The organism is Nonomuraea rosea (genome assembly GCF_039539705.1).
Taxonomy (GTDB): domain Bacteria; phylum Actinomycetota; class Actinomycetes; order Streptosporangiales; family Streptosporangiaceae; genus Nonomuraea; species Nonomuraea rosea.
Genome location: NZ_BAABDQ010000015.1, coordinates 188325 through 213948, shown reverse-complemented (window position 1 = coordinate 213948; position 25624 = coordinate 188325). Strand labels below are relative to the sequence as shown.

The 25624-nt window shown below is 71.8% G+C and carries 28 protein-coding genes; 12 read left to right on the top strand and 16 right to left on the bottom strand.

Annotated features, from left to right (window positions below):
* Positions 1-58 precede the first annotated feature (58 nt).
* A complete protein-coding gene (locus ABEA43_RS31665) occupies positions 59-427 on the top strand; it encodes a VOC family protein (protein WP_345567556.1) in 369 nt (122 codons plus the stop codon).
* A 15-nt stretch (positions 428-442) separates the two neighbouring features.
* Here the strand turns inward: ABEA43_RS31665 and ABEA43_RS31660 are convergent, their stop codons facing one another.
* The 5 genes from ABEA43_RS31660 to ABEA43_RS31640 form a co-directional block, all read right to left on the bottom strand.
* Complete coding sequence (locus ABEA43_RS31660; protein WP_345567554.1) at positions 443-1828, bottom strand: tetratricopeptide repeat protein; 1386 nt, start codon at positions 1826-1828, stop codon at positions 443-445.
* 54 nt (positions 1829-1882) lie between these two features.
* Positions 1883-2725, bottom strand: coding sequence for an urease accessory protein UreH domain-containing protein (locus ABEA43_RS31655; protein WP_345567654.1), 843 nt, complete (start codon positions 2723-2725; stop codon positions 1883-1885).
* Positions 2726-2772: 47 nt separating this feature from the next.
* The gene (locus ABEA43_RS31650) at positions 2773-2973 is read right to left on the bottom strand and encodes a hypothetical protein (RefSeq protein ID WP_345567552.1); all 201 of its coding nucleotides are present in this window, start codon (positions 2971-2973) and stop codon (positions 2773-2775) included.
* 91 nt (positions 2974-3064) lie between these two features.
* Positions 3065-3349, bottom strand: a complete 285-nt coding sequence (locus ABEA43_RS31645) for an SHOCT domain-containing protein (protein WP_345567550.1) — start codon at positions 3347-3349, stop codon at positions 3065-3067.
* Positions 3350-3442: 93 nt separating this feature from the next.
* Positions 3443-4411, bottom strand: a complete 969-nt coding sequence (locus ABEA43_RS31640) for an Lrp/AsnC family transcriptional regulator (RefSeq protein ID WP_345567548.1) — start codon at positions 4409-4411, stop codon at positions 3443-3445.
* An 87-nt stretch (positions 4412-4498) separates the two neighbouring features.
* Between ABEA43_RS31640 and ABEA43_RS31635 the strand changes: the two genes are divergently transcribed.
* Positions 4499-5341, top strand: coding sequence for an SDR family oxidoreductase (locus ABEA43_RS31635; protein ID WP_345567547.1), 843 nt, complete (start codon positions 4499-4501; stop codon positions 5339-5341).
* Positions 5342-5348: 7 nt separating this feature from the next.
* On the opposite strand, the gene ABEA43_RS31630 is transcribed toward ABEA43_RS31635, so the two are convergent.
* The 4 genes from ABEA43_RS31630 to ABEA43_RS31615 all read right to left on the bottom strand — a co-directional run bounded on the left by ABEA43_RS31630 (position 5349) and on the right by ABEA43_RS31615 (position 7456).
* A complete protein-coding gene (locus tag ABEA43_RS31630; protein ID WP_345567546.1) occupies positions 5349-5726 on the bottom strand; it encodes a VOC family protein in 378 nt (125 codons plus the stop codon).
* On the bottom strand, positions 5710-6474 hold the full coding sequence (locus ABEA43_RS31625; RefSeq protein WP_345567545.1) for a class I SAM-dependent methyltransferase: 765 nt from the start codon (positions 6472-6474) through the stop codon (positions 5710-5712). Before ABEA43_RS31625 ends, ABEA43_RS31630 begins: the two co-directional genes overlap by 17 nt.
* A gap of 309 nt (positions 6475-6783) precedes the next feature.
* A complete protein-coding gene (locus ABEA43_RS31620) occupies positions 6784-7242 on the bottom strand; it encodes a Clp protease N-terminal domain-containing protein (protein WP_345567544.1) in 459 nt (152 codons plus the stop codon).
* Positions 7243-7252: 10 nt separating this feature from the next.
* Entirely contained in the window at positions 7253-7456 is a 204-nt protein-coding gene (locus ABEA43_RS31615) for a hypothetical protein (RefSeq protein ID WP_425570385.1), read from the bottom strand.
* A gap of 51 nt (positions 7457-7507) precedes the next feature.
* Between ABEA43_RS31615 and ABEA43_RS31610 the strand changes: the two genes are divergently transcribed.
* Positions 7508-9046 carry an FAD-dependent monooxygenase gene (locus tag ABEA43_RS31610; protein ID WP_345567542.1) on the top strand — a complete coding sequence of 513 codons (1539 nt, stop codon included), beginning with the start codon at positions 7508-7510 and terminating at the stop codon, positions 9044-9046.
* 9 nt (positions 9047-9055) lie between these two features.
* Here the strand turns inward: ABEA43_RS31610 and ABEA43_RS31605 are convergent, their stop codons facing one another.
* Positions 9056-9703: a response regulator transcription factor gene (locus tag ABEA43_RS31605; RefSeq protein ID WP_345567540.1), complete on the bottom strand. Its 648-nt coding sequence runs from the start codon at positions 9701-9703 to the stop codon at positions 9056-9058.
* Complete coding sequence (locus ABEA43_RS31600) at positions 9700-10818, bottom strand: sensor histidine kinase (RefSeq protein WP_345567538.1); 1119 nt, start codon at positions 10816-10818, stop codon at positions 9700-9702. The genes ABEA43_RS31605 and ABEA43_RS31600 overlap by 4 nt, the downstream gene beginning before the upstream one ends.
* A gap of 94 nt (positions 10819-10912) precedes the next feature.
* Between ABEA43_RS31600 and ggt the strand changes: the two genes are divergently transcribed.
* Together ggt and ABEA43_RS31590 are read left to right on the top strand one after the other, a co-directional pair.
* Positions 10913-12640, top strand: coding sequence for a gamma-glutamyltransferase (ggt, locus tag ABEA43_RS31595; RefSeq protein ID WP_345567536.1), 1728 nt, complete (start codon positions 10913-10915; stop codon positions 12638-12640).
* Positions 12641-12789: 149 nt separating this feature from the next.
* On the top strand, positions 12790-12963 hold the full coding sequence (locus tag ABEA43_RS31590) for a hypothetical protein (RefSeq protein WP_345567535.1): 174 nt from the start codon (positions 12790-12792) through the stop codon (positions 12961-12963).
* A gap of 216 nt (positions 12964-13179) precedes the next feature.
* On the opposite strand, the gene ABEA43_RS31585 is transcribed toward ABEA43_RS31590, so the two are convergent.
* Both ABEA43_RS31585 and ABEA43_RS31580 read right to left on the bottom strand, forming a co-directional pair.
* Positions 13180-14634: a flavin-containing monooxygenase gene (locus tag ABEA43_RS31585; RefSeq protein WP_345567534.1), complete on the bottom strand. Its 1455-nt coding sequence runs from the start codon at positions 14632-14634 to the stop codon at positions 13180-13182.
* Between the two features lie 154 nt (positions 14635-14788).
* Positions 14789-14968 carry a hypothetical protein gene (locus ABEA43_RS31580; protein WP_345567533.1) on the bottom strand — a complete coding sequence of 60 codons (180 nt, stop codon included), beginning with the start codon at positions 14966-14968 and terminating at the stop codon, positions 14789-14791.
* A gap of 105 nt (positions 14969-15073) precedes the next feature.
* Here ABEA43_RS31580 and ABEA43_RS31575 point away from each other — a divergent pair, with 105 nt between their 5' ends.
* Together ABEA43_RS31575 and ABEA43_RS31570 are read left to right on the top strand one after the other, a co-directional pair.
* Positions 15074-15859, top strand: coding sequence for an SURF1 family protein (locus tag ABEA43_RS31575; protein ID WP_345567532.1), 786 nt, complete (start codon positions 15074-15076; stop codon positions 15857-15859).
* A 2-nt stretch (positions 15860-15861) separates the two neighbouring features.
* Positions 15862-16173 (top strand): DUF3817 domain-containing protein, encoded by a 312-nt coding sequence (locus ABEA43_RS31570; RefSeq protein WP_345567531.1) that lies wholly within the window; start codon positions 15862-15864, stop codon positions 16171-16173.
* A 21-nt stretch (positions 16174-16194) separates the two neighbouring features.
* On the opposite strand, the gene ABEA43_RS31565 is transcribed toward ABEA43_RS31570, so the two are convergent.
* The 3 genes from ABEA43_RS31565 to ABEA43_RS31555 form a co-directional block, all read right to left on the bottom strand.
* Positions 16195-16347 (bottom strand): hypothetical protein, encoded by a 153-nt coding sequence (locus ABEA43_RS31565; RefSeq protein WP_345567529.1) that lies wholly within the window; start codon positions 16345-16347, stop codon positions 16195-16197.
* Between the two features lie 175 nt (positions 16348-16522).
* On the bottom strand, positions 16523-17584 hold the full coding sequence (locus tag ABEA43_RS31560) for a protein kinase domain-containing protein (protein ID WP_345567527.1): 1062 nt from the start codon (positions 17582-17584) through the stop codon (positions 16523-16525).
* 80 nt (positions 17585-17664) lie between these two features.
* On the bottom strand, positions 17665-18519 hold the full coding sequence (locus tag ABEA43_RS31555) for an arylamine N-acetyltransferase family protein (RefSeq protein WP_345567525.1): 855 nt from the start codon (positions 18517-18519) through the stop codon (positions 17665-17667).
* A 73-nt stretch (positions 18520-18592) separates the two neighbouring features.
* On the opposite strand from ABEA43_RS31555, the gene ABEA43_RS31550 reads away from it, so the two are divergent.
* Genes ABEA43_RS31550 through ABEA43_RS31530 form a run of 5 tightly spaced genes read left to right on the top strand, consistent with a single transcriptional unit; the run spans position 18593 to position 25620 of the window.
* On the top strand, positions 18593-19276 hold the full coding sequence (locus ABEA43_RS31550; protein ID WP_345567523.1) for a response regulator transcription factor: 684 nt from the start codon (positions 18593-18595) through the stop codon (positions 19274-19276).
* Positions 19273-22524, top strand: a complete 3252-nt coding sequence (locus ABEA43_RS31545) for a DUF4153 domain-containing protein (RefSeq protein ID WP_345567521.1) — start codon at positions 19273-19275, stop codon at positions 22522-22524. The genes ABEA43_RS31550 and ABEA43_RS31545 overlap by 4 nt, the downstream gene beginning before the upstream one ends.
* Before the next feature lie 8 nt (positions 22525-22532).
* Positions 22533-24104 (top strand): N-acyl-D-amino-acid deacylase family protein, encoded by a 1572-nt coding sequence (locus ABEA43_RS31540; RefSeq protein ID WP_345567519.1) that lies wholly within the window; start codon positions 22533-22535, stop codon positions 24102-24104.
* 49 nt (positions 24105-24153) lie between these two features.
* Positions 24154-25230, top strand: a complete 1077-nt coding sequence (locus tag ABEA43_RS31535) for an alanine racemase (RefSeq protein WP_345567517.1) — start codon at positions 24154-24156, stop codon at positions 25228-25230.
* Between the two features lie 9 nt (positions 25231-25239).
* The gene (locus tag ABEA43_RS31530; protein WP_345567515.1) at positions 25240-25620 is read left to right on the top strand and encodes a RidA family protein; all 381 of its coding nucleotides are present in this window, start codon (positions 25240-25242) and stop codon (positions 25618-25620) included.
* The last annotated feature ends 4 nt before the right edge of the window (positions 25621-25624 follow it).

The window sequence follows — 25624 nt, the reverse complement described above, 5'->3', positions numbered from 1 at the left end:
TTGACACCATAGCACCACAATGGTTATATCCACCTTGGATACAATCTGAGGAGGAGCGATGGCGCTCAGCATCAGCCAGGTCACCATCTACGTCGAGGACCAGCAGCAGGCGGTCGACTTCTGGACGGGCAAGATGGGGTTCAAGGTCACCACCGACATGCCGTACGGCGAGGATCGCTGGATCGAGGTCGAGCCGCCCGGCGGCGGGGCCCGGCTGGTGATCTACAAGGCCGACCGCGACATGCCCGCGCTGGCCACGGACCTGCCCAACTACGTGCTGTTCCACGCGGACGACATCGTCCAGACGCATGCCGAGCTGGCCGCGAAGGGCGTGGAGTTCACCCAGGAGCCGAAGCGGGAGCCGTGGGGCTGGTCGGCGGTCTTCAAGGACGACGCCGGCCACCTGTTCCACCTGGGCCAGCGCTAGTCAGCGCCCGCCGGTTTATCGGATGCCGAGGCGGTGCCGCAGGTTCCGGGCCGTGGCCAGGACGTGCTCGATCTCGCCGATCCCCGGCCACGGCGCGCTGCCGGGCCGCAGCAGCGTGCCGCGCACCGACGCCAGGTGCTCGATCGCGCTCATATGCACCCCACTCCGCTCGACCAGCCACCCGATCACGTCCGAATGGTCGTGCAGCGGCCTGGTCACCAGGTCCCACGTGGCCAGGACCTCCGTCAGATCGGTGACGGCCAGCGGTACGTCGCCCCTGCGCCCGGTGGCGGCCGAGGCCAGCTCGGCCCTGGCGGCCAGCTCGGGCTCGGCGGGCCGCCCCCATGCGGGCGGCGGGGGATCGGACAGCCACTCCTGCGCCTCGCCGAGCTCGCCGGCCACCGACAGCAGCCCGCCCAGCTCGACCGCGGCCCCGTGGTGCCCGGCTCTGGCCGCCTGCCTGAACCAGTGCTGGCCCCCGGCCAGGTCGCCGAACTCGGCGATGAGCAGCAGCCCGTAGTTGAAGGCCGACTCGGCGTCCCCGCCCGCCGCCGCCCGGCCGAACCAGTGGCTGGCCGCCGCGCAGTCGCCCAGCTCCACGCACACGAACCCGGCCATCCGCTGGTCCTCCGCCCGCCCGGTGCCCGCGGCCTGCTCGAACCAGGCGCGGGCGGTCCGCAGGTCGCCCCTCGACAGCGCGACGCCGCCGAGCTGGGAGGCGGCGCCGGCGTGCTCGCTCTTGGCGGCCAGCCGGTAGTAGGCCTCCGCGCCCTCGGGGTCGCGGCTGGCGTGCAGGTAGAGGCCCATGCAGTACGCCGAGTCCGCGTGGCCGCCCCGCGCCGCGTACTCCCACCAGCGCACGGTCTCCGCGTCGTCGCCCGAGGAGTAGGCCAGGAAGCCCAGATCGTGGGCCGAGGCCACGTCGCCGTCGCCGGCCGCCTGCCGATGCCACTCGCGCGCCGCCGCGAGCTCGCCCGCGTCCTCGCACAGCAGCGCCAGCCTGCGCGCGGCGGTCCTGGACCCGGCCCGCGCCGCGCTCTCGAACCAGCCCCTGGCCGCCTCCAGGTCGCCGCGCTGCTCCAGCAGGAGCGTGGCGAGGTTCGCCGCCGCCTCGGCGTCGCCGGTGCCCGCGGCGATTTCGTACCAGGTGACGGCCTCCTCCAGGCTGCCGTGCTTCTCGTGCCAGATGCCCAGGTTGTAGGCGCTGTCGACGTTCCCGCCCGCGGCGGCCCGCTCCCACCAGAGCCGGGCGGCCGCCCGGTCGCCGTGCTGGGCGTACAGCTTGCCCAGCCGGTGCGCGGCCTGCGCGTCGCCCGACCGTGCGGCGGTCAGCAATTCGGGCTCGTCTCCCACGCGCGGTGCCGGTACGGCCGGTGCCGCCACCTCTCCTTGCCAGGACATGGCGACAGACTGGCACGTGATCGCTCGATCGCGAACGGTAATCGCCGACAAGCCTTACGAGAAGTTGATGAAGCCCGTATACATGCCCATCCCGCAGACGTAACGCAGCGACCCGGGCCGCTGCGGCGGCAGTCGTACGGTGGCCGGCAGCGCGACGTCGCGCCCCTCGATCGCCACCGTGCCCGTGCAGCCCCGGTCCACCAGCTTGAAGACCACCTCGACCGGGACGCCCGCGCGCGCCGTCACCATGGCGGGCCGGTAGCCGTCGCGGGTGGCGAACACCGTGACCGTCTGGGCCCCCGGGCCGGCCGCGGGGGGCGCGGCGGGGCCGGGGAGCCAGCCGCCCAGGTTCACTCCGGCACCCGCCGTCCAGAGGCCGGCGGCGATCGCCGCGACCCCGGCGAACCGGGCCAGCCGGGTCCGGGAGACGCGGCGCAGGACGTACCCGAGCAGGGCGAAGGCGGGAGCGGTGCCGACGACGAACCCCGCCATGGCCGCCGCCCCCGCCACCGGGGAGCCGCTGGAGATCGCGATCATCTCCACGCCGAGCGTCACGCCGCAGGGCACCAGGATGGTGGCCGCGCCCAGCAGGGGCGCCTTGTAGCGGGAGGACGCGGCGCGCGACGGCGGCGCGCAGTCGGCGCGGCCGCGTCTCATGAGCCGGACGGCGAAGACGATCACGGTGACGCCGGCTGCGATCAGCAGCACCGCCCGCGCCTGGGGCGGCAGGCTGACGACCGAGCCGAGCAGGCCGAGCAACGCGCCCGCCGTGGTGTAGGAGGCCAGCCGCCCTGCGAGGAACCAGCCGACCAGCGCGGGATCGCGACCATGGCAGTGGTCGATCAGGCCCATGAGGAGCCCGCCCTGCGCTGCCGTGCATGTGGCGGTCCCCGCCAGAAGCCCGGCGGCTACTCCGCCGGCGAGCAGGGTGGCGGCCTGTGCGCTCAGTGGACGAGCGCCAGGCTGTCCAGAGCGCCGCTCTTGGCGGCCTCCACGATCGAGCCGAACTGGTCGAGGCTCATCTCGACGCGCTGCCCGAAGTCGTCGGTGATGACCACTTGACGCTCCTCAGGCGCCGTGTGGTCGACGAACAGCTCGGGGCAACCACAACTGCACTGGCCGCAGAACCTGGCGATGGACTGCATTCCTGTCCCCACTCTCTATGAAGCCGGTATACGAAACGTAACGCGGCATCCTGGATGCGGCCAGTGACACTTGTTGCACCCTTAGTGATGTTTATGCAGACCCGCCTTTGAGAACGGATATCTTTTCGAAGTATTCGTCGTCGCTCATCTCGCCGCGGGCGTACCGCTCGGCGAGGATCTGCTCCGCCGACGCGGTGGGGCCGGCCGCGGTGGGGGCGGCCGTACGGTGCGGGCCCCACCAGCCTCTGCGCCTGGCCGTGATCGCGAACGCGACGACGGCGACCCAGAACAGGCCCCAGACGAGCGGGATGACCGGCGAGAAGCCGCCGCCCCAGTGCGGACCCCACTGGGCGCCCCATTCGGTGATGCTGTGCATGTCTCCTCCTTGACGTGTACCTCAAGGGTCCGCCGGAGAGGCGCTCGCCGAATCGGACACCGGGCGGCGTTCTTCCTGCGCCTGGGGGAGTGCTCAGACGGGCCGGCCGTACGCCTGCGGGGGTAGGGCGCCGGTGCGTTTCATCGTCCTCAGGACGGGGGCGGTCTCCAGGGTCTGGATCGCGTCCAGGGCGCTGACCCGTTCCGTGAGATAGCGGTACAGGCCGGCGTTGTCGCGGCAGACGGCGGTGGCGAGGAGGTTCGTCGGGCCGGTGGTGACGGCGGTGAAGGAGATCTCCGGATGACCCGACAGCGTCGTGGCCACGTCGAGCAGCGCGGACGGGCGTACGGACAGCCACAGCCTGGCCTCGGCGCGGTAGCCGAGGAGCCGGGGGGAGTAGTCGAGCTGGATGCGGAGCGCGCCCGAGGCCCTGAGCCGGCCGAGCCGGCGCTTGACGGCGGACTCCGACCAGCCGGTGGCCCCGGCGAGCTCGGGGTACCCGGTCCGGCCGTCCCTGGCCAGCGCGTCGAGGAGGGGGCGGTCCTCCTCCTGGGGGAGGAGGTCGTCCCGTCCGTCCGGCGGCGCGGGGCGCAGGCGCGCGGCCTGCTCCTCGGTCAGGCAGGCCAGCCCCTGCCAGCCCTCGGGCGTGGCGAAGCCGTGCAGGAGCGAGTGCGCGGTCATGTCCAGGACGCGGCGGGTCCGCGGCAGCTTCTCCAGCAGGACCGCGTCGGGGGACTGGGTGAAGCACGAGATCTCGGTGCCGCCGGACAGCAGATGCACCCAGTACGTGTCGGGCCGCCTGGCCAGGGCCTCGGCGATGGCCGGGCCGGCGTCGGGCGTGCAGCGTACGCGGAGGGTCCAGGGCGTGTGGCCGAGCCGCAGTCCGTCCACCCCGCCGACCACTCTGATCACGCCGGCCGCCGACAGCCTGCGGTAGCGGCGGGCCACGGTCTGCTCGGAGACGCCCAGCACGTCCGCGATCCTGGCGAAGGGGGCGCGGCCGTCGAGCTGCAAGGCGTGCACCAGGGCGCGGTCGGTGTCGTCGAGGGTGGCGGATTCCATCGCATCAGGGTATTCACCTGGAGGATATTCACCGAAATATCGCGAGAAGGTGGGGCTGGTTGCGGGGTCGCGGCCACCCTTGACCACATGATTCTCGTAACAGGAGCCACCGGGAACGTCGGCCGTCAGCTCGTCCACCAGCTCGTCGAGGCGGGCCGGCCCGTACGCGCGCTGACCCGCCGCGACCCCGCCGCGGCCGGGCTGCCGAAGGCGGCCGAGGTCGTCCAGGGTGAGCTCGAAACCATCGGCCGCTGCCTGGAGGGCGTGGAGTCGGTGTTCCTCATCTGGCCCTTCCACACCGCCGACGCCGCGCCCGCCGTCGTCCAGGCGATCAGGCGGCACGCGCGCCGCATCGTCCTGCTCTCCTCGGGAGCGGTGCGCGACCAGCCGGACTCGTCCGTGGGCCGCTCGCACCACGACGTCGAGCAGTGCGTCGAGCAGTCGGGGCTGGCCTGGACGATGCTCTGGCCGAGCACGTTCGCGGCGAACGCGCTCTGGTGGGCCGGCCAGATCCGGGCGGGCGACGTGGTGCGCGGCGCGTACGGGGCGGTGCCGATGGCGATGCTGCACGAACGCGACCTCGCCGCCGTCGCCGCGCGCGCCCTGACCTCGGGCCCGCTCTGTCACGACGGGGTCCGCTACGTGCTGACCGGTCCGGAGGTGCTGACCCAGACCGAGCAGGTACGGATCATCGGCGACGCGCTCGGCCGCCCGTTGCGCTGGCAGGAGCTGACCCGCGAGGAGGAGCGGCGGCGGCTGCTGGCCGACGACTCCTTCCCTGATGCGTTCGCCGACGCGCTGCTCGACGGCTACGCCCAGATGCTCGACGGGCCGCCGCCCGTGCTCACCACGACGGTGGAGGAGGTGACGGGACGCCCTGCCCGTACGTTCGCGCAGTGGGCCAGGGACCACGCGGCCGACTTCGCCTAGGCCCGGCTTAGGCTTCGGCCAGGCAGAACTCGTTGCCCTCCGGGTCCGCCATGAGCACCCAGTCGTCGTACGTGGCCAGCAGCCTGGCGCCCAGCCCGGTCAGGTGGGCGATCTCGGCATCGAGGTCGTCGGCTCGGAGGTCGAGGTGGAGGCGGTTCTTGACGATCTTGCGTTCGGGCACCCGCTGGAACCACAGCCGTGGCGACCCGCCCTCGACCAGGACCGTCGGATCGTCCTCAGGATCCTCGATCCCTTCGCCGCGCAGTCGCGCCAGCTCGGCCTCGTCGTAGGGCGCCACGGCGTAGTCGTCGAGCGCGGCGGCCCAGAACCTGGCCAGCGACGCCGGATGCACGCAGTCCACCACGACGTCACGCAGCCTGGCCATCGGGCCTCCTCGCCTCGATGAGGAACCGGGACGAATGCGCCACGAACGCCCCCTCGGCCTCGATCCGGTCATGCAGCTCGCGCACCTTGTCCTGGTAACGCGCGACGGAGAACCCCGGCACGATCCAGATCACCTTCCGCAGGAAGTAGATCACCGCCCCGATGTCGCGGAACTCCATCCGCAGCCGCTCGAACCGCAGGTCCACGACCTCCAGCCCGGCGGACTCGGCCGCCTGCCTGGCCTGCTCAGGATCGCGGCTGGAGCCGTCGTGCGGCCCGTAGAAGTAGTCGGTCAGCTCGGCGACGCTCCACGGCCCGACCTGCTGGGAGAAGTAGGTCCCGCCGGGCCGCAGCACGCGGGCGATCTCCGCCCACCACGTTGCCACCGGGTGGCGGCTGGTCACCAGGTCGAAGACCCCGTTGGCGAAGGGCAGGCGCGGCTCCTCGTCGTCGGCCACCACGTACGCGCCGCGCGGGCGCAGCCGGGAGGCGGCCAGCTCCAGGTTGGGCGGCCACGACTCGGTGGCCACCGTCATCGGTGGCAGGACCGGCACCCCGGCCAGGATCTCGCCACCGCCGGTCTGGACGTCGAGCGCGGCCCGCGCTGCGGCCATCCGCCGGCCGAGCAGCTTGGCGTAACCCCACGAGGGCCGCTCCTCGGTGGCCCGGCCGTCGAGCCACGAGAAGTCCCAGCCGTCCACGGAGACGGTGTCCGCCTCTTGGACGAGGTCGTCGTATGTGCGCCGCATCCTCCGACCTTGTCAGCGGGGCCGGCGGGCGTACAACCAAATTTCCCCCAACTGCCGCACCTTTCGGACGCACCGGACTGGCGCGGGTGCGGCCCTTTTGGGTGTGGGGAGTTATGCCGCGAGGGGTGTGATGTGGCGCGGCCGGTCGCGCGGCTGCGGCCGTTCGGGATGACGGGGTCACGTGGCGGAGGGGCGTGAGGCGCGCGGCGTCACGTGGCGCGGGCGGTCGTTCGGGTGCGGCGGGCGTGCGGCTCGCTCGGCTGGCCGTTCAGGAGGGCCGGGGACTTGTGGGGTGGGGTGGGCCGCGGGTCAGGCGATGCGGGTGCGGACGGCCGTTCGGTCGATGCCGAGCTGGTCGACCAGTTGGGCGACCGGGTCCGGGCGGTCCTGGGCCAGGAGGGCGAGGGTGAGGTGGCGGGGCGCCTGGGTGGACCGGGTCTTCCCCGTCGTGGCCTTGATGGCCTGGTTGATGACCGCTCGGGCGCTCGACGTGATCGCGGTGCCGGGGACCGCCGGATGCTTGCGCGGCGCCGTGGGCGGCATGTCGCCGACCTCCAGGCCCAGCATGCGCAGCGCCGCCCGGTCGAGCTCGTCGAGTGCCGTGCGCGCGGTGGCGAGGTCCACGCCCAGCGCCTGCGCGGAGTCGCCGTGGTGCAGGAGGCCGAGCAGCAGGTGCTCGGTGCCGAGCCGCCGGTCCCCGCGCTGCCTGGCCTCATCGAACGCGGCCTTGACCACCACCGCGAACGGGCTCTTCTTGCTGCCGAACATGGTGAGACCCTCACTTTCCGTATTTGGCGTGCACCGACTGCCGTGACATGCCGAGCGCGTCGCCGATCTGCTCCCAGGTCCAGCCCTGCTCCCTGGCCTGCGCCACCGACATCGCCTCGACCTGCTCGGCCAGCCGGTGCAGCGCGCCCACCGCCCGCAGGCCCATGGCCGGGTCGCTCGACCTGATCCGCTCGGACAGCTCTGTTACGTCCACGGTGTCAGGCTAGCTTGACAGCTCGCCTTTTGTCAATCTAGCCTGACACGCATGGAAGATGTGCTGATCGTAGGTGCGGGTCCGGTGGGCCTCATGCTCGCGTGCGAGCTGGGCCTGGCGGGGATCCGCCCGATCGTGCTGGAGAAGAGACCGGAGCCCGGTGACCTCCCCAAGGCGAACGGCCTGGGCGGGCAGATCATCGACTTACTCGACCATCGCGGCCTGCTGGAGCGCTTCAGCGCGGGCAGCCCGTTCTCGGGGCGGGCTCCCGGGTTCCCGTTCGGCTCGGTGCCGCTGCGGTTCGCGGGGCTGGACGACATTCCGTTGCGGCTGCTGATGATCCAGCAGCCCAGGCTGGAGCGGCTGCTGACCGAGCGGGCGGCAGAGCTCGGGGTCGAGATCAGGCGCGGGCAGGAGGTGGTCTCGCTGGCCCAGGACGAGAATGGCGTGACCCTCGGCATCGAGCCCCAGGGCGGTGGGCGGCGGGAGGTGCGGGCGCGTTATGTCGTGGGTTGCGACGGCGGCCGGAGCAGGCTGCGGGAGCTGGCCGGCGTCGGGTTCCCCGGCACCACGGACGACGAGGTGCTGCGGCTCGGGCACTTCGCCGCCGACGTGCACCTGTTCGAGTCCCCGCAGGTGAGCGGCCTGCAGCCGGGCTGGAACCAGATGCCCACCGGCCGCGTGCTGCTCACCTCGCTCCAGCAGGGCGTGGTGATCGCCGGGGTAAGGGAGAAGGGCACGTACTCGGACGGCCCGGTGAAGCTGGAGGAGTTCAGGGCGGCCGTGCGCCGGGTGGTGGGCGAGGACCTGCCGCTGGGCGAGCCGATCTGGCTGTCGAGCACGGTCTCGCAGGCCAGGCTGGCCGAGCGGTACCGGGAAGGGCGGGTGTTCCTGGCGGGGGACGCGGCTCACCTGTTCCCCGCGGGCGGCTCGGCGCTCAACGTCGGCATGACGGACGCGGCCAATCTCGCCTGGAAACTGGCCGCCGGGCTGCGCGGGCGGGGGCCGGAGTGGCTGCTGGACACGTACGAGTCCGAGCGCCGGCCCGTCGCCGAGCGGGCCATGATCCAGACCCGGGCCCAGGCGGCGCTCGACCGGGCGGAGGGCGCGGACGGCGAGGCGCTGCGGGCGTTGCTCACCGAGGTGTTCGCGTACGAGCAGGCCGCACGGCACCTCGCCGCGATGCTGCAGGGCTCCGACACCCGATACGCCCGGTACGGCCCCGACTCCGGTCTAGGCCGCGAGGCCGGTCAAGGTCCCGACTCCGGTCAAGGCCCCGACACAGGTCAAGGCTCCGAGGGCGGTGGGCATTCGCTGGTCGGCCGGTTCGTGCCGGATCTGGCGCTGGCGGACGGGCGGCGGGTGGCCGAGCTGATGCGCCGGGCCCGGCCCGTGCTGCTCGACCTGGGCGGCGGCGGCACCGTGCCCGACGACTGCGCCGACTGGATCGACGTCGTACGGGCCCGTGCCGAGGACCCGCCCGCCGGCACGCTGCTGATCCGCCCCGACGGGTACGTGGCCTGGGCGGGCACGGACGGGCTGGCCCGAGCGGCCGAGGAGTGGTTCGGCCGCGCGTCCTCCCACGCCTGAAAGGGAAGGTCAGAGCCAGCCCGGCTTGACCAGCCCGGACTCGTAGGCGATCACGACGAGCTGGGCCCGGTCACGGGCGTGCAGCTTCATCATCGCCCGGCTCACATGCGTCTTGGCCGTAGCAGGGGACATGAACAGCTTGGCGGCGATCTCGTCATTGGTCATCCCGGTCCCGACCAGGGCGAGCACCTCGCGTTCGCGGTCGGTGAGCTGGTCGAGGCCGTCGGTGACGATCGGCTCCTTGGCACGGGAGGCGTACTCGGCGATCAAGCGGCGGGTCACGCTGGGCGACAGGAGCGCCTCGCCCGCCGCCACCACCCGGACCGCCTGGATCAGCTCGGCCGGCTCGGTGTCCTTGACCAGGAAGCCGCTGGCCCCGCCGCGCAGCGCCTCGAAGACGTACTCGTCCAGCTCGAACGTGGTCAGGATGATGATGTGCGGCCCCGGCGGCATCTGGCGGGTGGCGGTCAGCCCGTCGGTGCCCGGCATGCGGATGTCCATCAGGACCACGTCAGGATGATGCTCGCCGGCCAGCCGCACCGCCTCGGCGCCGTCGGCCGCCTCGGCCACCACGGTCATGTCCGGCTGGGCGTTCAGCAGCGCCTTGAACCCTGCCCGTACCAGCGCCTGGTCGTCGGCCAGCAGCACCTTGATCATGACGTCTCCTCGGGTAGTGGCAGCCGGGCCTCGACCTGGAAGCCGGTGCCTTCAGGGACCGGCAGCGGGCCCGCGACCAGCGTGCCGCCCAGCGCGGAGGCCCGTTCGCGCATGCCGGGGATGCCGTTGCCGCTGCCGGACTCGGACAGTACAGCAGGCGCGGTCGCGCCCGTGTCCCGCACCAGGACGGCCAGCTCCTGCACGCCGTACTCCAGCCGCACGGTCACCTCGGAGCCGGGGGCGTGGCGGGCGGCGTTGGTGAGCGACTCCTGCACGATCCGGTACGCCGCCCGCTCGACCGAGGTCGGCAGCGGGCGCGAGCCGACGCGTTTGAGCGTCACCCGCAGCCCCGAGCGTTCGACGAGATCGTCGAGGCGGTCGAGCCCGGCGGTCGGGGAACGGGGGGCGCCTTCGCGCAGAACGTTCAGCACCGAGCGCATTTCTCCAAGAACTTCCTTGGAGGCCGTCTTGATGGTGGCCAGAGCGGTTCTGGCCTGCTCGGGGTTGTCGTCGATGAGGTGCAGCGCGGTGGACGCCTGGACGTGGATGAGCGAGATGTTGTGCGCCAGCACGTCGTGCAGCTCCTGCGCCATGGTCAGGCGCTCCTCGCTGGCCTGCCGCCTGGCCTCCTCCTCGGCGGTGCGCTCGCGCTCGGCCCGCCGCTCCTTGACGATCCTGACCAGCTCGGCCAGCACCATGAGCAGCATGAGGAAGGTGAGTATCCACACGTTGTGGAAGAGGTCGCGATTGCCGACCAGCCAGGCGTAGCTGATGAACGAGAGCAGCGTCATCCCCGCCATGAACCAGGCGATCAGCCGCTTGCCCCGGACGACCAGCAGGAACAGCAGGACTCCCGGGCTGATGAAGCTCGGGCCGTAGGCGTACCCGCCGACGAGGAAGAGGTCGCAGGCGGCGAGCGCGGCGGCGGTCGTGAGCAGCGGGAAACGGCGATGCGCCAGGATCGCCAGCGGCCCCACCAGCAGCAACGCATAGGCGTAGGGGTCCAGCGGCTCCCTGAACGTCTGCTGCCCCCAGGTGGCGCCCTTGGCGATCACCATCTGGGCGGCGGCCACGATCAGGGCGAGATAAGGGTCGAATCCGAGCTTCCCGCGCACGTTCCTACGCTAGATCACGGCTCTGACCAGCGCATCATCCCAGCGTGTGAGGGGGCCCTACCACGATGGGCGTAGCTGGGCCATCGTGGAGACCATGCGCCGAGTGATCGTTCCCGCAGCAGCAGTCCTCGTCTCTCTCGTGTCCGCGCCGCCCGCGCAGGCGCAACCGCAGCAGAAAGTCCCGGTCGCCGAGGGGTACGGCGGTGCCGTCGCCACCGTCGACCTCGACGCCAGCAAGGCCGCCATCGCCGTGCTCAGGAAGGGCGGCAACGCCGTGGACGCCGCCGTCGCCGCCGGCGCGGTGCTCGGCGTCACGGAGCCGTATTCGTCGGGCCTGGCCGGCGGCGGCTTCATGGTCTACTACGACGCCAGGCAGCGTAAGGTCTTCACGATCGACGGCCGTGAGACCGCACCGCAGGCCATGACCTCGACGACGCTCGAAGGCATCCCGTTCGACGAGGGCGTCACCAGCGGACTGTCGGCCGGAGTGCCGGGTACGGTCGCGAACTGGGACCTGGCCCTACGCAGATTCGGTACGTTCTCCCTCAAACAGGCACTCCAGCCCGCCATCGAGGTCGCCTCCAAGGGCTTCGTCGTGGACCAGACCTTCTACGACCAGACCAACGCGAACCTCGCCCGCTTCAAGGACATCTCCACCACGGCCAAGCTCTACCTCCCGAACGGCGCCCCGCCGCCCGTCGGCTCGACGTTCAGGAACCCCGAGCTCGCCGCCACGTACCGGGAGCTCGGCAAACGCGGCCCGAGCTGGCTGTACGGCGGCCGGCTCGGCGAGGAGATCGTGGCCACCGTCAAGCAGCCGCCGCTCACGCCCGGCAGCACCCGCAACGTCAGGCCCGGCCTGATGGAGCTGTCCGACCTGCGCGCCTACCGCGCGCTCCTGCGCGAGCCCACCAAGGTCTCCTACAACGGCATGGACGTGTACGGCATGGCGCCCCCGTCCTCCGGCGGCTCGACGGTCGGTGAGGCGCTCAACATCCTCGAAGCGCTCCCCGGCGTCGGCCTGCACGAATATCTGGAGGCCTCCAGGCTGGCCTTCGCCGACCGCGGCAAGTACGTCGGAGACCTCCCCGGCGTCCCGCTCAAGGAGCTGCTGTCGGACGGCTTCGCCAAGGAGCGGTCCTGCCTGGTCGGCGCCACGGCGATGGCCCACCCGGCCGCGCCGGGCAACCCGGACGGCTCGTACGAGACCTGCCCCGCCCCGACGGGCACCGCCACCCCGGTCGCGGACGAGGGCCCGGAGACCACCCACCTGGTGGTCGCCGACCGCTGGGGCAACGTGATCGCCTACAACCTGACCATCGAGTCCACCGGCGGCAACGGCATCGTCGTGCCCGGACGCGGCGTGCTGCTCAACAACGAGCTGACCGACTTCACGTTCGGCCCGGCCCCCGGCGACCCGAACCTGCCCGCCCCCGGCAAGCGGCCGCGCTCGTCGATGGCGCCGACGCTGGTGTTCGACCACGGCAAGCCGGTGCTGGCGGCGGGCTCGCCCGGCGGCTCGACCATCATCACGACCGTCCTGCAGATCCTCGTCAACCGGTACGAGCTGGGCATGAACCTGCCGGACGCGCTCGCCGCGCCCCGCGCCACCCAGCGCAACACCGCGCAGACGCAGGCCGAGCAGGCGTTCCTGGACAAATACCGGGCCGAGCTGGAGGCCAAGGGACACAGCTTCGTCCTCAACCCGGAGATCGGCGCCGCCACGGCGCTGGAGTTCGTCGGACGCGGCCGGATCCAGGCCGTGGCCGAGCCGTCCAGGCGCGGCGGCGGCAGCGCCATGGTGGTCGCGCCGGGCAGATGAGCCACTGACCCGTCTCAGCCGGCGGGTCAGGAGGCCAGGGCGCCGGCCGACGCGAGTGCGGCGGCTTCGGCGCCCGCCCGGCGGCCGACCACCGAACCGGCGGCGAGGCCACTCCCGCCGGGGTAGTCGTGCCGGGGCGGGTGGCCGCGTTGTACTCCTCGACCGTGGCGGCCGGCCCGGCGGGGTCGATGCCGGCCTGCTCGGCGAGCTCGGCGATCGAGTCGGCCTGGAAACGGGAGACGCCGGGGGCTTCGTACTCGGCCGCACGCAGCAGGGGCGTCGTCTTCGCGTCGAAGAGCTGGAAGGCGAGGGCGCCCGGCTGACGCAGGATCTCCGCTGTTCGCTGGACGTCAACGACACCAAGTTCTACAAGGGATCATCGGGCGGCCCGCCCGGCTGGCGGGCCTGCTACGGGTGCTCGACCGGATCAGTGCGCGCGACGACGTCTGGATCACGGGACGCCATCGCCGGCTTCTGGCAGGACCGCTTCCCTCCTGCCGGGAGCGGGGCCTGAGCGCGGGCAGCATCTGCGGTAGGCGTTAGTAGATGAGCTCGTAGGCGCCGGGCTGCACCTTCCTGGTACGCGCCCAGTACTCGAAGGTGAAGCCGGGCCAGATCGTCCTGTTCACTCCGTGCTCGTCCAGATACCAGGACGTGCAGCCGCCCGCGTTCCACACCAGGGGGTCGAGCCGTTCGTGCAGGGCGCGGTTGAACGCCCGCTGCGCGCCCGGTTTGACGTCCATGGCCCTGGCCTGGGTCCTGGAGAGCAGGCGCAGGCAGTTCAGGACATAGCGGACCTGCGATTCGATCATGAACACGACCGAGTTGTGCCCGAGGCCCGTGTTGGGGCCGAGCAGGAAGAACAGGTTGGGGAAGCCGGCGGTGGCGATCCCGTAGTAGGCCTCCACGCCGTCCTGCCAGGCGTCCTGGAGCTTGCGTCCGCCCCGTCCGACGATCCGCTGCTCGGCCAGCGCGTCCACGACCTTGAAGCCGGTGCCGTAGACGATGGCGTCCACCTCGTGCTCGGCGCCGGAGGCGGTCACGATCGTGTGCGGCCTGATCCGCGTGATCGGGTCGGTGACGAGCGAGACGTTGTCCCTGGTCAGGGCCGGGTAGTAGTCGCTGGAGATGAGGATGCGCTTGCAGCCGATCAGGTAGCCGGGCGTGAGGTCGCGGCGCAGCCCGGGGTCGGGGACCTGGGCCTTCAGGTGGTTGAGCGCGAGCTTCTCGTGGGTCTTCATCAGGCGCGGATCGACGGCGAAGCCGAGCGCCCTGGTCTCCAGCGCCCAGTAGATCCCGTCGCGCAGGGTCCTGGCCATCCCCGGCAGGCGCAGGACGCGCTTCATGGCGGGCGGGACGGCGAAGTCGGGCTTGGGGTGCAGCCATGGGGGCGTGCGCTGGAAGACGGTCAGCTCGGCGACGCTGGGGGCGAGCTGGGGGACGAACTGGACGGCGGACGCGCCGGTGCCGACGACGGCCACGCGCTTGCCGGTCAGGCCGGCCGAGTGGTCCCATTCGGCGGAGTGGAAGGCGGGACCACGGAAGGTCTCACGTCCCTCAATATCAGGAAATTTCGGTATATGGAGGGCGCCGATGGCCGAGATCACGGCCTTCGCCCGCAGGGCCTCGCCGTCATCCGTGGTGATCGACCAGTCGCGCCGCTCGTCGTCGTACTCCAGGGCCACGACGCGCTTGCCGTACCGGAGGTGCGGGGTGATGCCGTATTTGGCGGCACAGGCGCGGAGGTAGTCCCAGATCTCCTCCTGCGGGGCGAACATCCGCGACCAGTCCGGGTTCAGCTCGTACGAGTAGCTGTACATGTGCGAGGGCACGTCGCACGCGCAGCCGGGATAGGTGTTGTCACGCCAGGTGCCGCCCAGGTCGGGGGCCTTCTCCAGGATGACGAAGTCGTGGTAGCCGGCTTCCTTCAGCTTGATGGCCATGCCGATCCCGGCGAAGCCGGAACCGATGATCACTATCCCTGGCTCAGTCATGTGACCTCCGGGACGCGCGCTTATTGGACGCTAGGTCTAATGTAAGAAGCGCCTCCGGATTCCGTCCAGGGTGAAACCTGTCACATTTGGACATCACCCAGGGAACGTCGAAAACCCGCCGCGGTGTTCCGCAGCGGGTGTGGCCTCCTGCCGGCTACTTCAGCAGCAGGAAGGCGGCGACGCCGATGATCACGATCGCAAGGACGACCGCGATGATCGGGAGCAGCGGCGACTTCTTCGGCTTGGCCGCGGCGGCGGCCTCCTGCTCACGCGCGTTCGCGAACGCGCGGAAAGCCTGAGTGTTGCCCGCCGGGTCGATGTGCTGGTCAGACATGGCCAGCAGCCTAGCGTGACCTCCTGCGGCTTTTGCACGGTTTGGCGGGATCTGTAGGTATGGGCTGATTAGGGGACCGCCCCACCCGGCGGATACTTTTGAAGCATGCTCCGGACCCTGCTCTCCCCCCGCGTCATGGGGCTCCACCTGCTGACGCTCGGGGTTCTGGTGGCGTTCATCCTGCTCGGACGCTGGCAGCTCGGGGTCTTCCAGGATTCGGGAAAGCCGCACACCTCCGTGGATCCGGGGCCCGTCGCGGTCGCGACGCTGGCCCCGGTGGGCGCGCAGATGAACGGTGAGGTCGTGAGCCGGAGGGTCACGGCCGAGGGCTCCTACGACGCCGGCCGCCAGCTCCTCGTCGCCGACCGGCGAGCCGACGTGGACGCCCCGGGCGGCAACGTCTCGCGCGACCACGGCTACTGGGTGCTCACGCCGCTCAGGCTCGACGACGGCACGCTGATGCCGGTCGTGCGGGGCTGGACGGCCAAGCCGGACGACCCCGCGGTGGCGGCCGTGCCGCAGGGCAGGGTCGCGGTGGCCGGACGGCTGCGACCGCAGGAGGGCACCGACAGCGTGCAGCGGCGCGCGGAGGGCCTGCCGGCCGGTCAGGTGCAGACGGTCTCCACGGGCGAGCTGGTCAACCTGTGGACCGGGCAGAAGGTGCGCACCGGATATGTGGTCGCGGAGCCGCCGTCAGGCTCGCTGACTCAGGTCAAAGCCGCGCCACCGATCGTGGGCGGCACACTAACCTGGCGTAACCTGGCTTACGCCGCCAACTGGTGGATCTTCGCTGGATTCGCCGTCTTCATGTGGTTTCACTTCGTCCGCGATGCCGTGCGAAGCGATCGGGACCGCGGCAAGTCGTCCCCTGAGATGGTTCTGGAAGGTTAACGGTGGAATCGGCTCTGAAGCCCTTCCGGGTGCTCGCGTACGTGGTCGGCGTCATGCTGCTCGTGCTCTGCGTCGCCATGGTGCTGCGTTACGGTTTCGGCGAGGCGGAGATGTCGAAGGTCATCGCCCCCATTCACGGCGGGCTCTACATGATCTATCTGATCGCCGTCATGAATCTGGGCATGAAGGCACGCTGGAGCTGGCCGTACATGCTCGGCGTCATGCTCGGCGGCACCGTCCCGTTCCTGTCCTTCTACGTCGAGCGCAGGGTGACCCAGCGCGTGCAGACGGCGCAGGCCGCGGCGGAGGCCTGAGAGCGGCCCCCGCCGCCGGGCTCAGCGGCCGAGGCCGCGCCTGCGGGCTCTTTTGAGCCGCTCGCGCTGCGACGGGTCGAGCATCAGGTAGCCGACCACCGGGGCTGCGACCACGCCGAGGATGACCAGCAGGGTGATCCATCCGGTTCCGAAGAAGATCAGCGAGAGCAACACGGCAGCGCCTGCACCAATGGCGTACTTCTGGACTGGCGACATCCTCAACTTCCTCCGAACGCGGAGCGCACGCCCCGCCTCTCCCACATTCTGCGTCGCCGGTCCAACGAACGAACCCCCGGCTCTGGTTCCTCAACGCGATGTATCGCAATTGTTGCGCAAAGCGCGCGGCGCTTCATGGCCGTTCGCCGGTGATCGCGCGGAGCTCCCTGCGCAGCTCGTCGGGGGTGGGACGGTCCAGCGGGTTGCCCGACAGCAGCCGGAACAGCACGGGAGCCAGCGCTCCCGCCCGGGTGAGCGGCGCGCCCGGCGTGGGCGGCGCGCCCTCGACCGCCATGAAGAGCGTGGCCCCCAGCGACCACAGGTCGGCGGCCAGGGTCGGGGCGGCCTCTGGAGCCGTGTAGGCGGGCAGCGTCCCGGCACGCGGCAGGGGCAGCAGCCGCGTCCCCGCGCCGATCATGATGTTGCCCGGCTGCACCCCGCCGTGGAACCCGCCGGCCGCCTCCAGCTGGTCGATCACGGCCAGCCCGATCGCGGCCACCCGGGCGGGCGGCAGCGGCCCCGACGTCGCCACGACGGCGTCCAGCGGCCGGTCCGCGGCCAGCCGTTCGAGCGTCTCGCGCACCACCGAGTCCGGCGGCGGCCCCGCGGGGTGCAGCATCGCCCGCAGCAGCGACCTGAGCGGGTCGGCGCCCTCGGCGGGCACCTGGCCGGGCGGGCGCCCCTCGACGGCGAAGTGCAGCGTGGCGGCCAGCGCCCACAGATCGGCCGACGGCAGCATGCTGAGACTCGGGGACCCGAACCCGGTCAGCACCGCCCGGCCCGTGGTGGTGAGCAGGACCTTGCCGGGATCCACCCGCCCGTGCACGATCCCCGCCGCGTGCGCGGCCGACAGCGCGGACAGGAGACAGACCCCCACCCTGGCCGCCTGCGCGACCGGCAGCGGCCGGCGCGAGCGCACGGTCTGCTCCAGCGACGCCCCCGACACGAACTCCATGACCAGCCACGGCGTCCCGTCCTCGACCACCACGTCGAGCACCCGCACGATCAGGGGGTGCCGCAGCCCGGCCGCTCTGTGCGCCTCCTGCAGCGCGATCTCGCGCAACTCGGCGGGGACGCGCAGCTCCTTGACGGCGACGTCACGGTGTCCGGACTCGTCGAAGGCCAGGCGTACGGACCCCGTGCCCAGGGGGTTGAGCAGCCGGTAGCGGCCGGCCAGTTTCCTGGTCTCTCCCATGTCGAGGTGCACGTTAGCGCCCGCCCGCTACCGGGACGTCACGCGACCATCACGCGGCCATCACACGATTTGGCACGTCGCTACTGTGGCGCACCGGACAGCCAGGCCTCGTGGGCGTCGTACACCTTGCGCCACAGCTTGTCCTTCTCCTCGGCGCTCACGTCGTCGAGCGGCAGCACGAAGATGTCCTCCAGCGCCGCGTAGTAGTCGCGGGCCGTGCTCAGGGTGACCGAGCTGGCGCCGTGGCCGATGCGCGACAGCACGAGCCCGCGCAGGCTGTCCACGCCGTACGCGTCGCGCCGCTGGACCGTGGCCACGCGGACGAAGCCGGACGTCGGCGAGGTGGTCAGCTGCCGGTGCATGTCGGCGAACGCGGACATGCCGGTGGAAGCCAGGCCGAAGTCCATGCCGTCGAAGGAACCACTCGGATCGTGGTCGAACCGCCAGCCGCCGGGCGCGACCTCGGACGGGCGCAGGACGTACGTGAAGGGGCCCTGGGTGTAGGTGCCCGCGACCAGCGGGAGCGGCTCGTGCAGCGCGTCGCCGAGCCCGGCGTCCACCAGCCACTCGCCGCCGGGGTTGGCGTCGGAGGGCAGGCCGCGGGCGGTGAGCACCAGGTGGTTGGCGGTGATGCCGGGCGCGCCGCCGCGCATCTGCACGCCGCCGACGTGCCTGGTCACGTCGTACCCGAGCGCCCTGAGCAGCTCGGAGAAGGCGCCGTTGAGGTGGTAGCAGTAGCCGCCGCGGCCCCGGATGATCCGCCCGGCCGACTCGGCCGGATCGACGGTCGTGGGGCGGCCGAGCCAGATCTCCAGCGCCTCGTACGCGACCTTCTCGATGTGCGCGACGTGCAGCGCGCGCAGGCTCTCCGCGCTGGTGGGAGCGTCGAGCAGGGTGGGCAGGCCGAGACGGCGGAGGTATGCGGCTGTGTTCACTCCGACAAGTCTGCACTGTTTGTGCACAAATTTAGGAGTGTCGTCTGCACAGGGCGCTTCTAGTCTTTCGTACGTGGCAGAGCAGCGACGCATCCTTGTGGTCGAGGACGACTCGACGATCGCACTCGCCGTGCGGAACAGGCTGGCCGCCGAGGGCTTCGACGTCAGAGTGGCAGGGGACGGGCAGGACGCCCTGATCCAGTACGGCAAGGCGGATCCGGATCTGGTGATACTCGACCGGCTGCTGCCGTGGCTGGACGGGCTGGAGGTGTGCCGCCGGATGCAGGCGGCCAGGCCGGTGCCCGTGCTCATGCTGACGGCGCTCGGCGAGGAGACCGACGTGCTGGTCGGGCTGGGGGTGGGGGCCGACGACTACCTGGCCAAGCCGTTCAGCATGCGCGAGCTGGTGGCCAGGATCCACGCGCTGCTGCGCCGGGTCGAGCGCGCCTCCCAGCTCGCGGTCGAGGACACCGTGATCAGGGTGGGCGAGGTGGAGATCGACACGGCGGCCCGCCGGGTGTTCGTGCGGGGCGTCGAGGCGCAGCTCACCAGGACCGAGTTCGACCTGCTGCGCCGCCTGGCCGAGCGGCCCGGCCAGGTCTTCGAGCGCGACAGGCTGCTGTCCGACGTGTGGGGCTTCTCCGAGGCCGCGGCGACCAGGACCGTGGACAGCCACGTCCGCGCGCTGCGCCGCAAGCTGGGCTCCGACGTGGTGCGCACCGTGCACGGCGTCGGCTACGCCCTGGTGCGACGATGAGGCCGCTCGACTTCCTCGGCCGGATCAAAGTCAAGCTCGGGATCGTGATCGTGCTGGCCGTGGGCACGGCGTTCGTGGTGAACGAGGTCGGCATCAACTCCGGGCTCTCCCGCGAGACGCGCATCGCGGTCGCCGTCGTCCTGGCGTTGATCATGGTGCAGGTCCTGGCCATGGGGATGACCAAGCCGCTGCGCCAGATGGCCCGCGCGGCGCAGACGATCGCCAAGGGAAGCTACGGCCTGCGCGTGCGCGCCACCTCCCGGGACGAGGTCGGCGAGCTGGCCAGGGCGTTCAACGCGATGGCGGCCGACCTCGGCGAGGTGGACAGGCAGCGGCGCGAGCTCATCGCGAACGTCAGCCACGAGCTGCGCACCCCCATCACCGGCCTGCGCGCGGTCCTGGAGAACGTCGTGGACGGCGTCTCCGCCCCCGACCCCGTCACCATGCGGACCGCGCTCGCCCAGACCGAGCGGCTCGGCCGCCTCGTGGCCCAGCTGCTCGATCTGTCGCGGCTGGACTCCGGCGTGCGGCTGATCGAGCCGGAGGCCATCGAGCTGGGGCCGCTGGTCGAGCAGGCGGTGCGGGAGGCGGCGCTGGCCCGCGAGGACGTGGTGATCCGGGCGTCGGTCCCGGCCGGCCTGGCGGTGCGCGCCGACCCCGACCTGCTCGCGCAGGTCCTGGCGAACCTCCTCGACAACGCGGTACGGCACAGCCCCCCTGACGGGGCGGTGACCGTGAGCTGCGTCGCGGAGGGGGCCGGGATGCGGGTGTCCGTCGCCGACCAGGGAGCGGGGATCCCGGAGTCGGCCAGGGGACGCGTGTTCGAGCGCTTCTCCCGGCTGGACGCGGGGCGGGCGGCCGACTCGGGGGGCGCCGGGCTGGGGCTGGCCATCGTGAAGGAGATCGTCGAGCTGCACGGGGGTTCCATTCGTATCGACGACTGCGCGGGGTGCCGCATGGTGGTCGATTTACCAGGGAGGACGACGATGACGGACGCGCCGTTGGAGGGCGAGCGGGGAGCGGTGGACGAGGCGCGGCCGGAGCTGGTGGCTCCGATCGAACCGGTCGAGGACGCCGTCCCGGCGCAGGGCGAGCCTGCGGCCCCGGCGCAGGGCACGGCTCCCGCACCGGGCGAGGACGTCCTGGTGGCGCAGGCCGCTCAGCAGACCGCTCAGCAGGCCGCTCAGCAGACTGAGGCCGCTCGCGTGGCTCTGGAAGCGCTCGTGGGCGGGGACACCGCTCAGGAGCGCGTGGGCGCCGTGGTTCCACCCGTGGTCGCGCCCGTGATTCCGCGTGTGGCGGCCTCCGCAGCACCGATCTCTGGGTCCATCAATGGGGCCCCGTCCGTGGTCGCGGAGGTGCCGAGGGCGGGGGCTCCTGCCGGGGCCGCGGGGAGCGGCGGGGTCGGGTACTCGGCCCCGGGCGGGAGCCTGGCCAGGATCATCGGCGGCGGCGTGATCGGGCTGCTGGTGGGCTTCCTGGTGGGCATGTTCGCGGCCGTGTTCGTCAGCGTGACCGTGGGCGACGGGCTGGCGCTCGTCACGCTCGTCGCGTGTGTGTCGCTGCTGGGCGCGACCGGGGTGGCGCTGGGGGCCGGGTCCGGGCGGCGGACTGCGGCGGTGGCCTACCAGGCGGCCCAGGGGATGCAGCAGAGGCAGACGGCCGGGTCGTACCAGGGGATGCAGCAGGGGCAGGCGGGGGCGTACCAGGGACCGGGGCCCGCGCCGTACCAAGGACAGCCGGGCTTTTCCGGGCAGCAGGGGCCGCCGCCCGCGTACGTGCCGCCGCCGCTCTTCCCGCGCCCCGAGCTGCCGGAGCCGCCGCGCTGGCTGCTGCCCGCGGCGGCGGGGGCAGGCGTGTTCGCCGCGGTGGCGTTGCCCGAGGCGCAGGTCGGGCTGGGGATCGTGCTGGTCGCGATGGTGCTGGGCGCCGCCGCGCTGCCTGCCGTGATGCGGCGGATGACGCCGTGGACGGTGGCGTTCGGGGTGACGGCGTACCTGCTGATCTCCATGGCGGCGGTCCGCGACGCGGACTGGCTGGTCGCGCTCCTGCTCGTGGCGGGGGCCGCGCTGGGGGCGCTGGCCGTGTCGGGGGCCGGCGCCGGCTGGCTGGGCGTGATCAGGGGCGGCATGTCCGTGCTGCTCGCGCTCGGGCCCGTGCCGTGGTTCCTGGCCAAGCCGATGAAGCGGCTGACGGCCCGGCGGCGCGTCCTGCCGATGCTGGCCGCGCTGGGCATCACGGTGGTGCTGCTGCTGGTGTTCGGGCTGCTGTTCGCCTCGGCGGACGCGATATTCGCCTCCTACCTGGAGCGCGTGACCACCGCGCCGGACTGGGCGGAATCCCTGCCTGGGCGGATCATCCTGTTCGGGCTCTTCGCCGTCCTGCTGGCCGGCGTGGTGCTGGTCGCGCTCAGACCCGTGATCGACCCGGTGGGCCCGGAGACCAAGGTCACCGTGATCAGGAGCGTGTGGCTGGTGCCGCTGACGGCGGTGAACCTGCTGTTCGCGTCGTTCGTGGCGGTGCAGATCACGGCGCTGTTCGGCGGCGACACCTGGGTGCTGAGGACGGCTGGGCTGACCTACGCCGAGTACGCCAGGCAGGGCTTCTTCCAGCTCGTGGTGGTCAGCGTGTTCGTGCTGGGCATCGTGGCGGTCGCCGCCGGGCTGCTGCGGGTCGAGCGCCGCGAGCGCTGGCTGCTGGCGGTGCTGCTCGGCGTGCTCTGCGGGCTGACCATGGTGGTGCTGGCCTCGGCCCTGCACCGGATGAACCTCTACACCGACGCCTACGGCCTGTCCAGGCTGCGCCTGTCCGTGCAGGCCACGGTCTGGTGGCTGGGCGCGCTGTTCGCGCTGGTGCTGATCGCCGGGGCGGTCCGGTTCGCCGGGCGCGGGTCCGGCTGGCTGCCGCGGACGATCGTGCTGGTCACGGGGCTCGGGCTGGCCTCGTTCGCGATCGTGAACCCCGATCTCCGGGTCGCCTACACGCAGGTGGAGGTGCGCGGCGTACAGAAGCTGGACTCCGACTACCTGGGCGATCTCGGCGCGGAGGCGGTGCCGGCCCTGGACCGGCTGCCGGAGCCGCAGCGCAGCTGCGTGCTCGCTGACGTGGTGAGGGCGAACGGGCTGGACCGCGCCGATCCGTGGAACGGCTGGAACCTGGCCCGTTCCCAGGCCCGTGCCCTGCTGGCGGAGCGGCCCGTCCTCGCCTCGGCCCAGTGCGACCAGGAATCGGGTCGCGGCTCTGATTGAATCCTGGGGTGAGGTTCGACGTAGTCATCAGCGGCGGCCGGGTGATCGACGGCACGGGCGCGCCCCCCTTCCGGGCGGACGTGGCGATCGCGGGCGATCGGGTCGCGGCGGTCGGCAGGCTGGACGGCGTGCCGGCCGCGACCGTGATCGACGCGACGGGACGGCTGGTCGCGCCCGGGTTCGTGGACTGCCACGCGCACGGTGACGCGGCCGTCTTCGACCCTGGCGTGCAGCGGGCGGCGCTCCGGCAGGGGGTGACCACGTTCGTGCTGGGACAGGATGGTCTGTCCTATGCGCCGGGATCCGCCGCCACGGTGGCCTATGCCGCGCGGTACTTCGCGGCCGTCAACGGCGCCCTTTCGCAAGGGATGCTGTCCGGCGGCGCCCCTGATCAGGGCGTGCCGTTCGAGGGGCCGCTGAGCGTGGGGGAGCTGCTCGACGGCTACGACCGCGCGGTGGCGCTGAACACGGCGTACCTGCTGCCCCACGGCACCATCCGCTACGACGTCATGGGGCCCTCGCCCGACGCGGCCTCGCGCGACGACCTCGCCAGGATGCTGCGGCACGTCGAGCGGGGGCTGTCCGAGGGCGCGGCGGGGCTGTCGAGCGGGCTCGAATACCTGCCGGGCCGCTACGCCTCCGCCGAGGAGCTGGCCGCGCTGTGCCGGCCGCTCGGCGGCCTCCCCTACGTCACCCACATGCGGGCCTACGGGGCCCAGGCCCGGGTGGGCATGGCGGAGGTCGTGGACATCGCCGAGCGCTCCGGCGCCGCCGTACACGTCTCGCACCTGCACGGGCCCGCCCCGGTGCTGATGCCGCTGGTCGAGGACGCGCTGGGCAAGGGCGTGGACCTCACCTTCGACACCTACCCCTACCTGCGCGGCAACACGATCCTGGCGATGGTCGTGCTGCCGCCGTCCGTGCCGGGCGCCGAGACCGACCTCGCGCTGGAGATGATCGCGTCGCGGGAGCTGGACGACTGGTGGCCGACGCTGACCGGCACGTGGCCGCGGCTGACCGTCTCGCACGCGCCGGGCCTGGAGTGGGCCGAGGGCCTGACCATGGTCGCGGCGGCCGAGCGGGCGGGGGTCGAGCCGGCCGAGTTCTGCCGCCGCCTCCTGACGGAGACGCGGCTGGAGGCGGGGGTCGTCTCCGCGCGGCCCGACGAGGGCCCGGAGGGCGAGGAGTCCGTACGCAGGATGCTGCGTCACCCCTCGCACACCGGCGGGTCCGACGGCATCTACGTGGGCGGTCATCCGCATCCGCGCGGGTTCGGGGCGTTCGCCAGGTTCCTCGGCCGGCACGTCAGGGAGCTGGGCGACTGGACCTGGGAGCAGGCCGTGGTGCACCTGGCCTCGCATCCGGCCCGGCGCTTCGGCCTGGCGGACCGCGGGCTGCTGAGGGGCGGCTTCGTGGCCGACGTGGTCGTGATCGACCCGGTCACGGTGGCCGACCAGGCGACGTACGCGGCTCCGCGCACGCTCGCGACCGGGGTCGACGACGTGTTCGTGTCGGGAGTCCGGGTGCTGGCCGGGGGAGAGCTGACGGGAGCCGCTCCTGGACGTGCGCTCCGATCTTGATCAATAAACCGGTTGAGATAGGGTCGGACGCGGACAAACGGGGGGTGTTGTGCAGGCGATTCTCGGCCAGTCGGTGTTCGACGGCGGTCTCGGTTTTCCGTTGATGGTGGTGCACAAGGACGCGCTGGAGCACAACGTCGCGACGATGGCGGCGTTCGTCCGCGATCACGGCATGGAGCTGGCGCCGCACGCCAAGACGCACCTGTCTCCCGAGATCTCCGCACTGCAGCTCGAAGCGGGTGCCTGGGGGCTCACCGTGGCCAACACCCGGCAGGCGGAGGTGGTCAGGGGCTTCGGGGCCGGCCGGATCATGGTGGCCAACCAGATCGTCGATCCCGCCGGGCTCGCCTGGGCGGCCGGGGAGCTGGCGCGCGATCCCGGCTTCGAGTTCCTGAGCTTCGTCGACTCCGAGGCCGGGGTGGACATCCTGGCCCGACATGCCGGGCCGCGGCCGTTCCAGGTGCTGGCGGAGCTGGGGCACGAAGGCGGCAGGGCCGGCTGCCGGACGCTGGACGAGCTGCTGAAGGTCGTCGCCTACGCGCAGGAGACGCCGGGGGTCGAGCTGGCCGGGATCGCCGGCTACGAGGGCGCGCTGAAGACCGAGGAAGAGGTCAGGAGCTATCTGGGCGCGCTGCAGGAGGCCGTCGAATACATCCGCGTCAAGAGCCCCATCCTGACCGTCGGCGGCAGCCAGTGGTTCGACGTGATCGGCAGGGAGCTCGTCGCCACCCAGGCCAGGATCCTGCTGCGCAGCGGCGCCTACGTCACCCACGACGACGGCTACTACCGGGAGCGCACGCCGTTCAACCGGATCGAGGGCGAGCTGCGCCCGGCGCTGGAGGTGTGGGGGCACGTGCTGTCCACGCCCGAGCCCGGGCTGGCGGTGATCGGCATGGGCAAGCGGGACGCCCCCTACGACGAGGGGCTGCCGATCCCGCGGCGCGGCGGCGTGACGATCACGAAGATGCAGGACCAGCACACCGTCGTGCGCGCCGACGGGCTCAGGCCCGGTGACCTGCTCGCTTTCGGCATCTCCCACCCCTGCACCGCCTTCGACAAGTGGCGCGTGCTGCCGCTGGTGGACCGGGACTACCGTGTCGTAGGCACCATAACCACCAACTTTTAGGGAGATTTCGTGAAAAAGGAGCTTAAGACCACTGAAGGCGCGGCCCCGGTCGGCGCGTACTCGCAGGGTCTCGTGGTGGGCGACTTCGTCTACACCTCCGGCATGGGCCCGCTCGACCCGCACACCGGCGAGATCGTCGGTGACGACGTCGCCGCGCAGACGCACCGGGTCATGCGCAACCTCGGGGCCATCCTCGCCGCGCACGGCCTCGGCTTCGACGACGTGGTCAAGTCCACGGTGCACCTGCAGCACCTCAAGCGGGACTTCGCCGCGTACAACGAGGTGTACAAGTCGTACTTCAGCCAGCCCTACCCGGTACGCACCACTGTGGGGTCCGAGCTGATGAACATCCTCGTGGAGATCGACTTCGTCGCGCACAAGAGCGCTTAAGGTC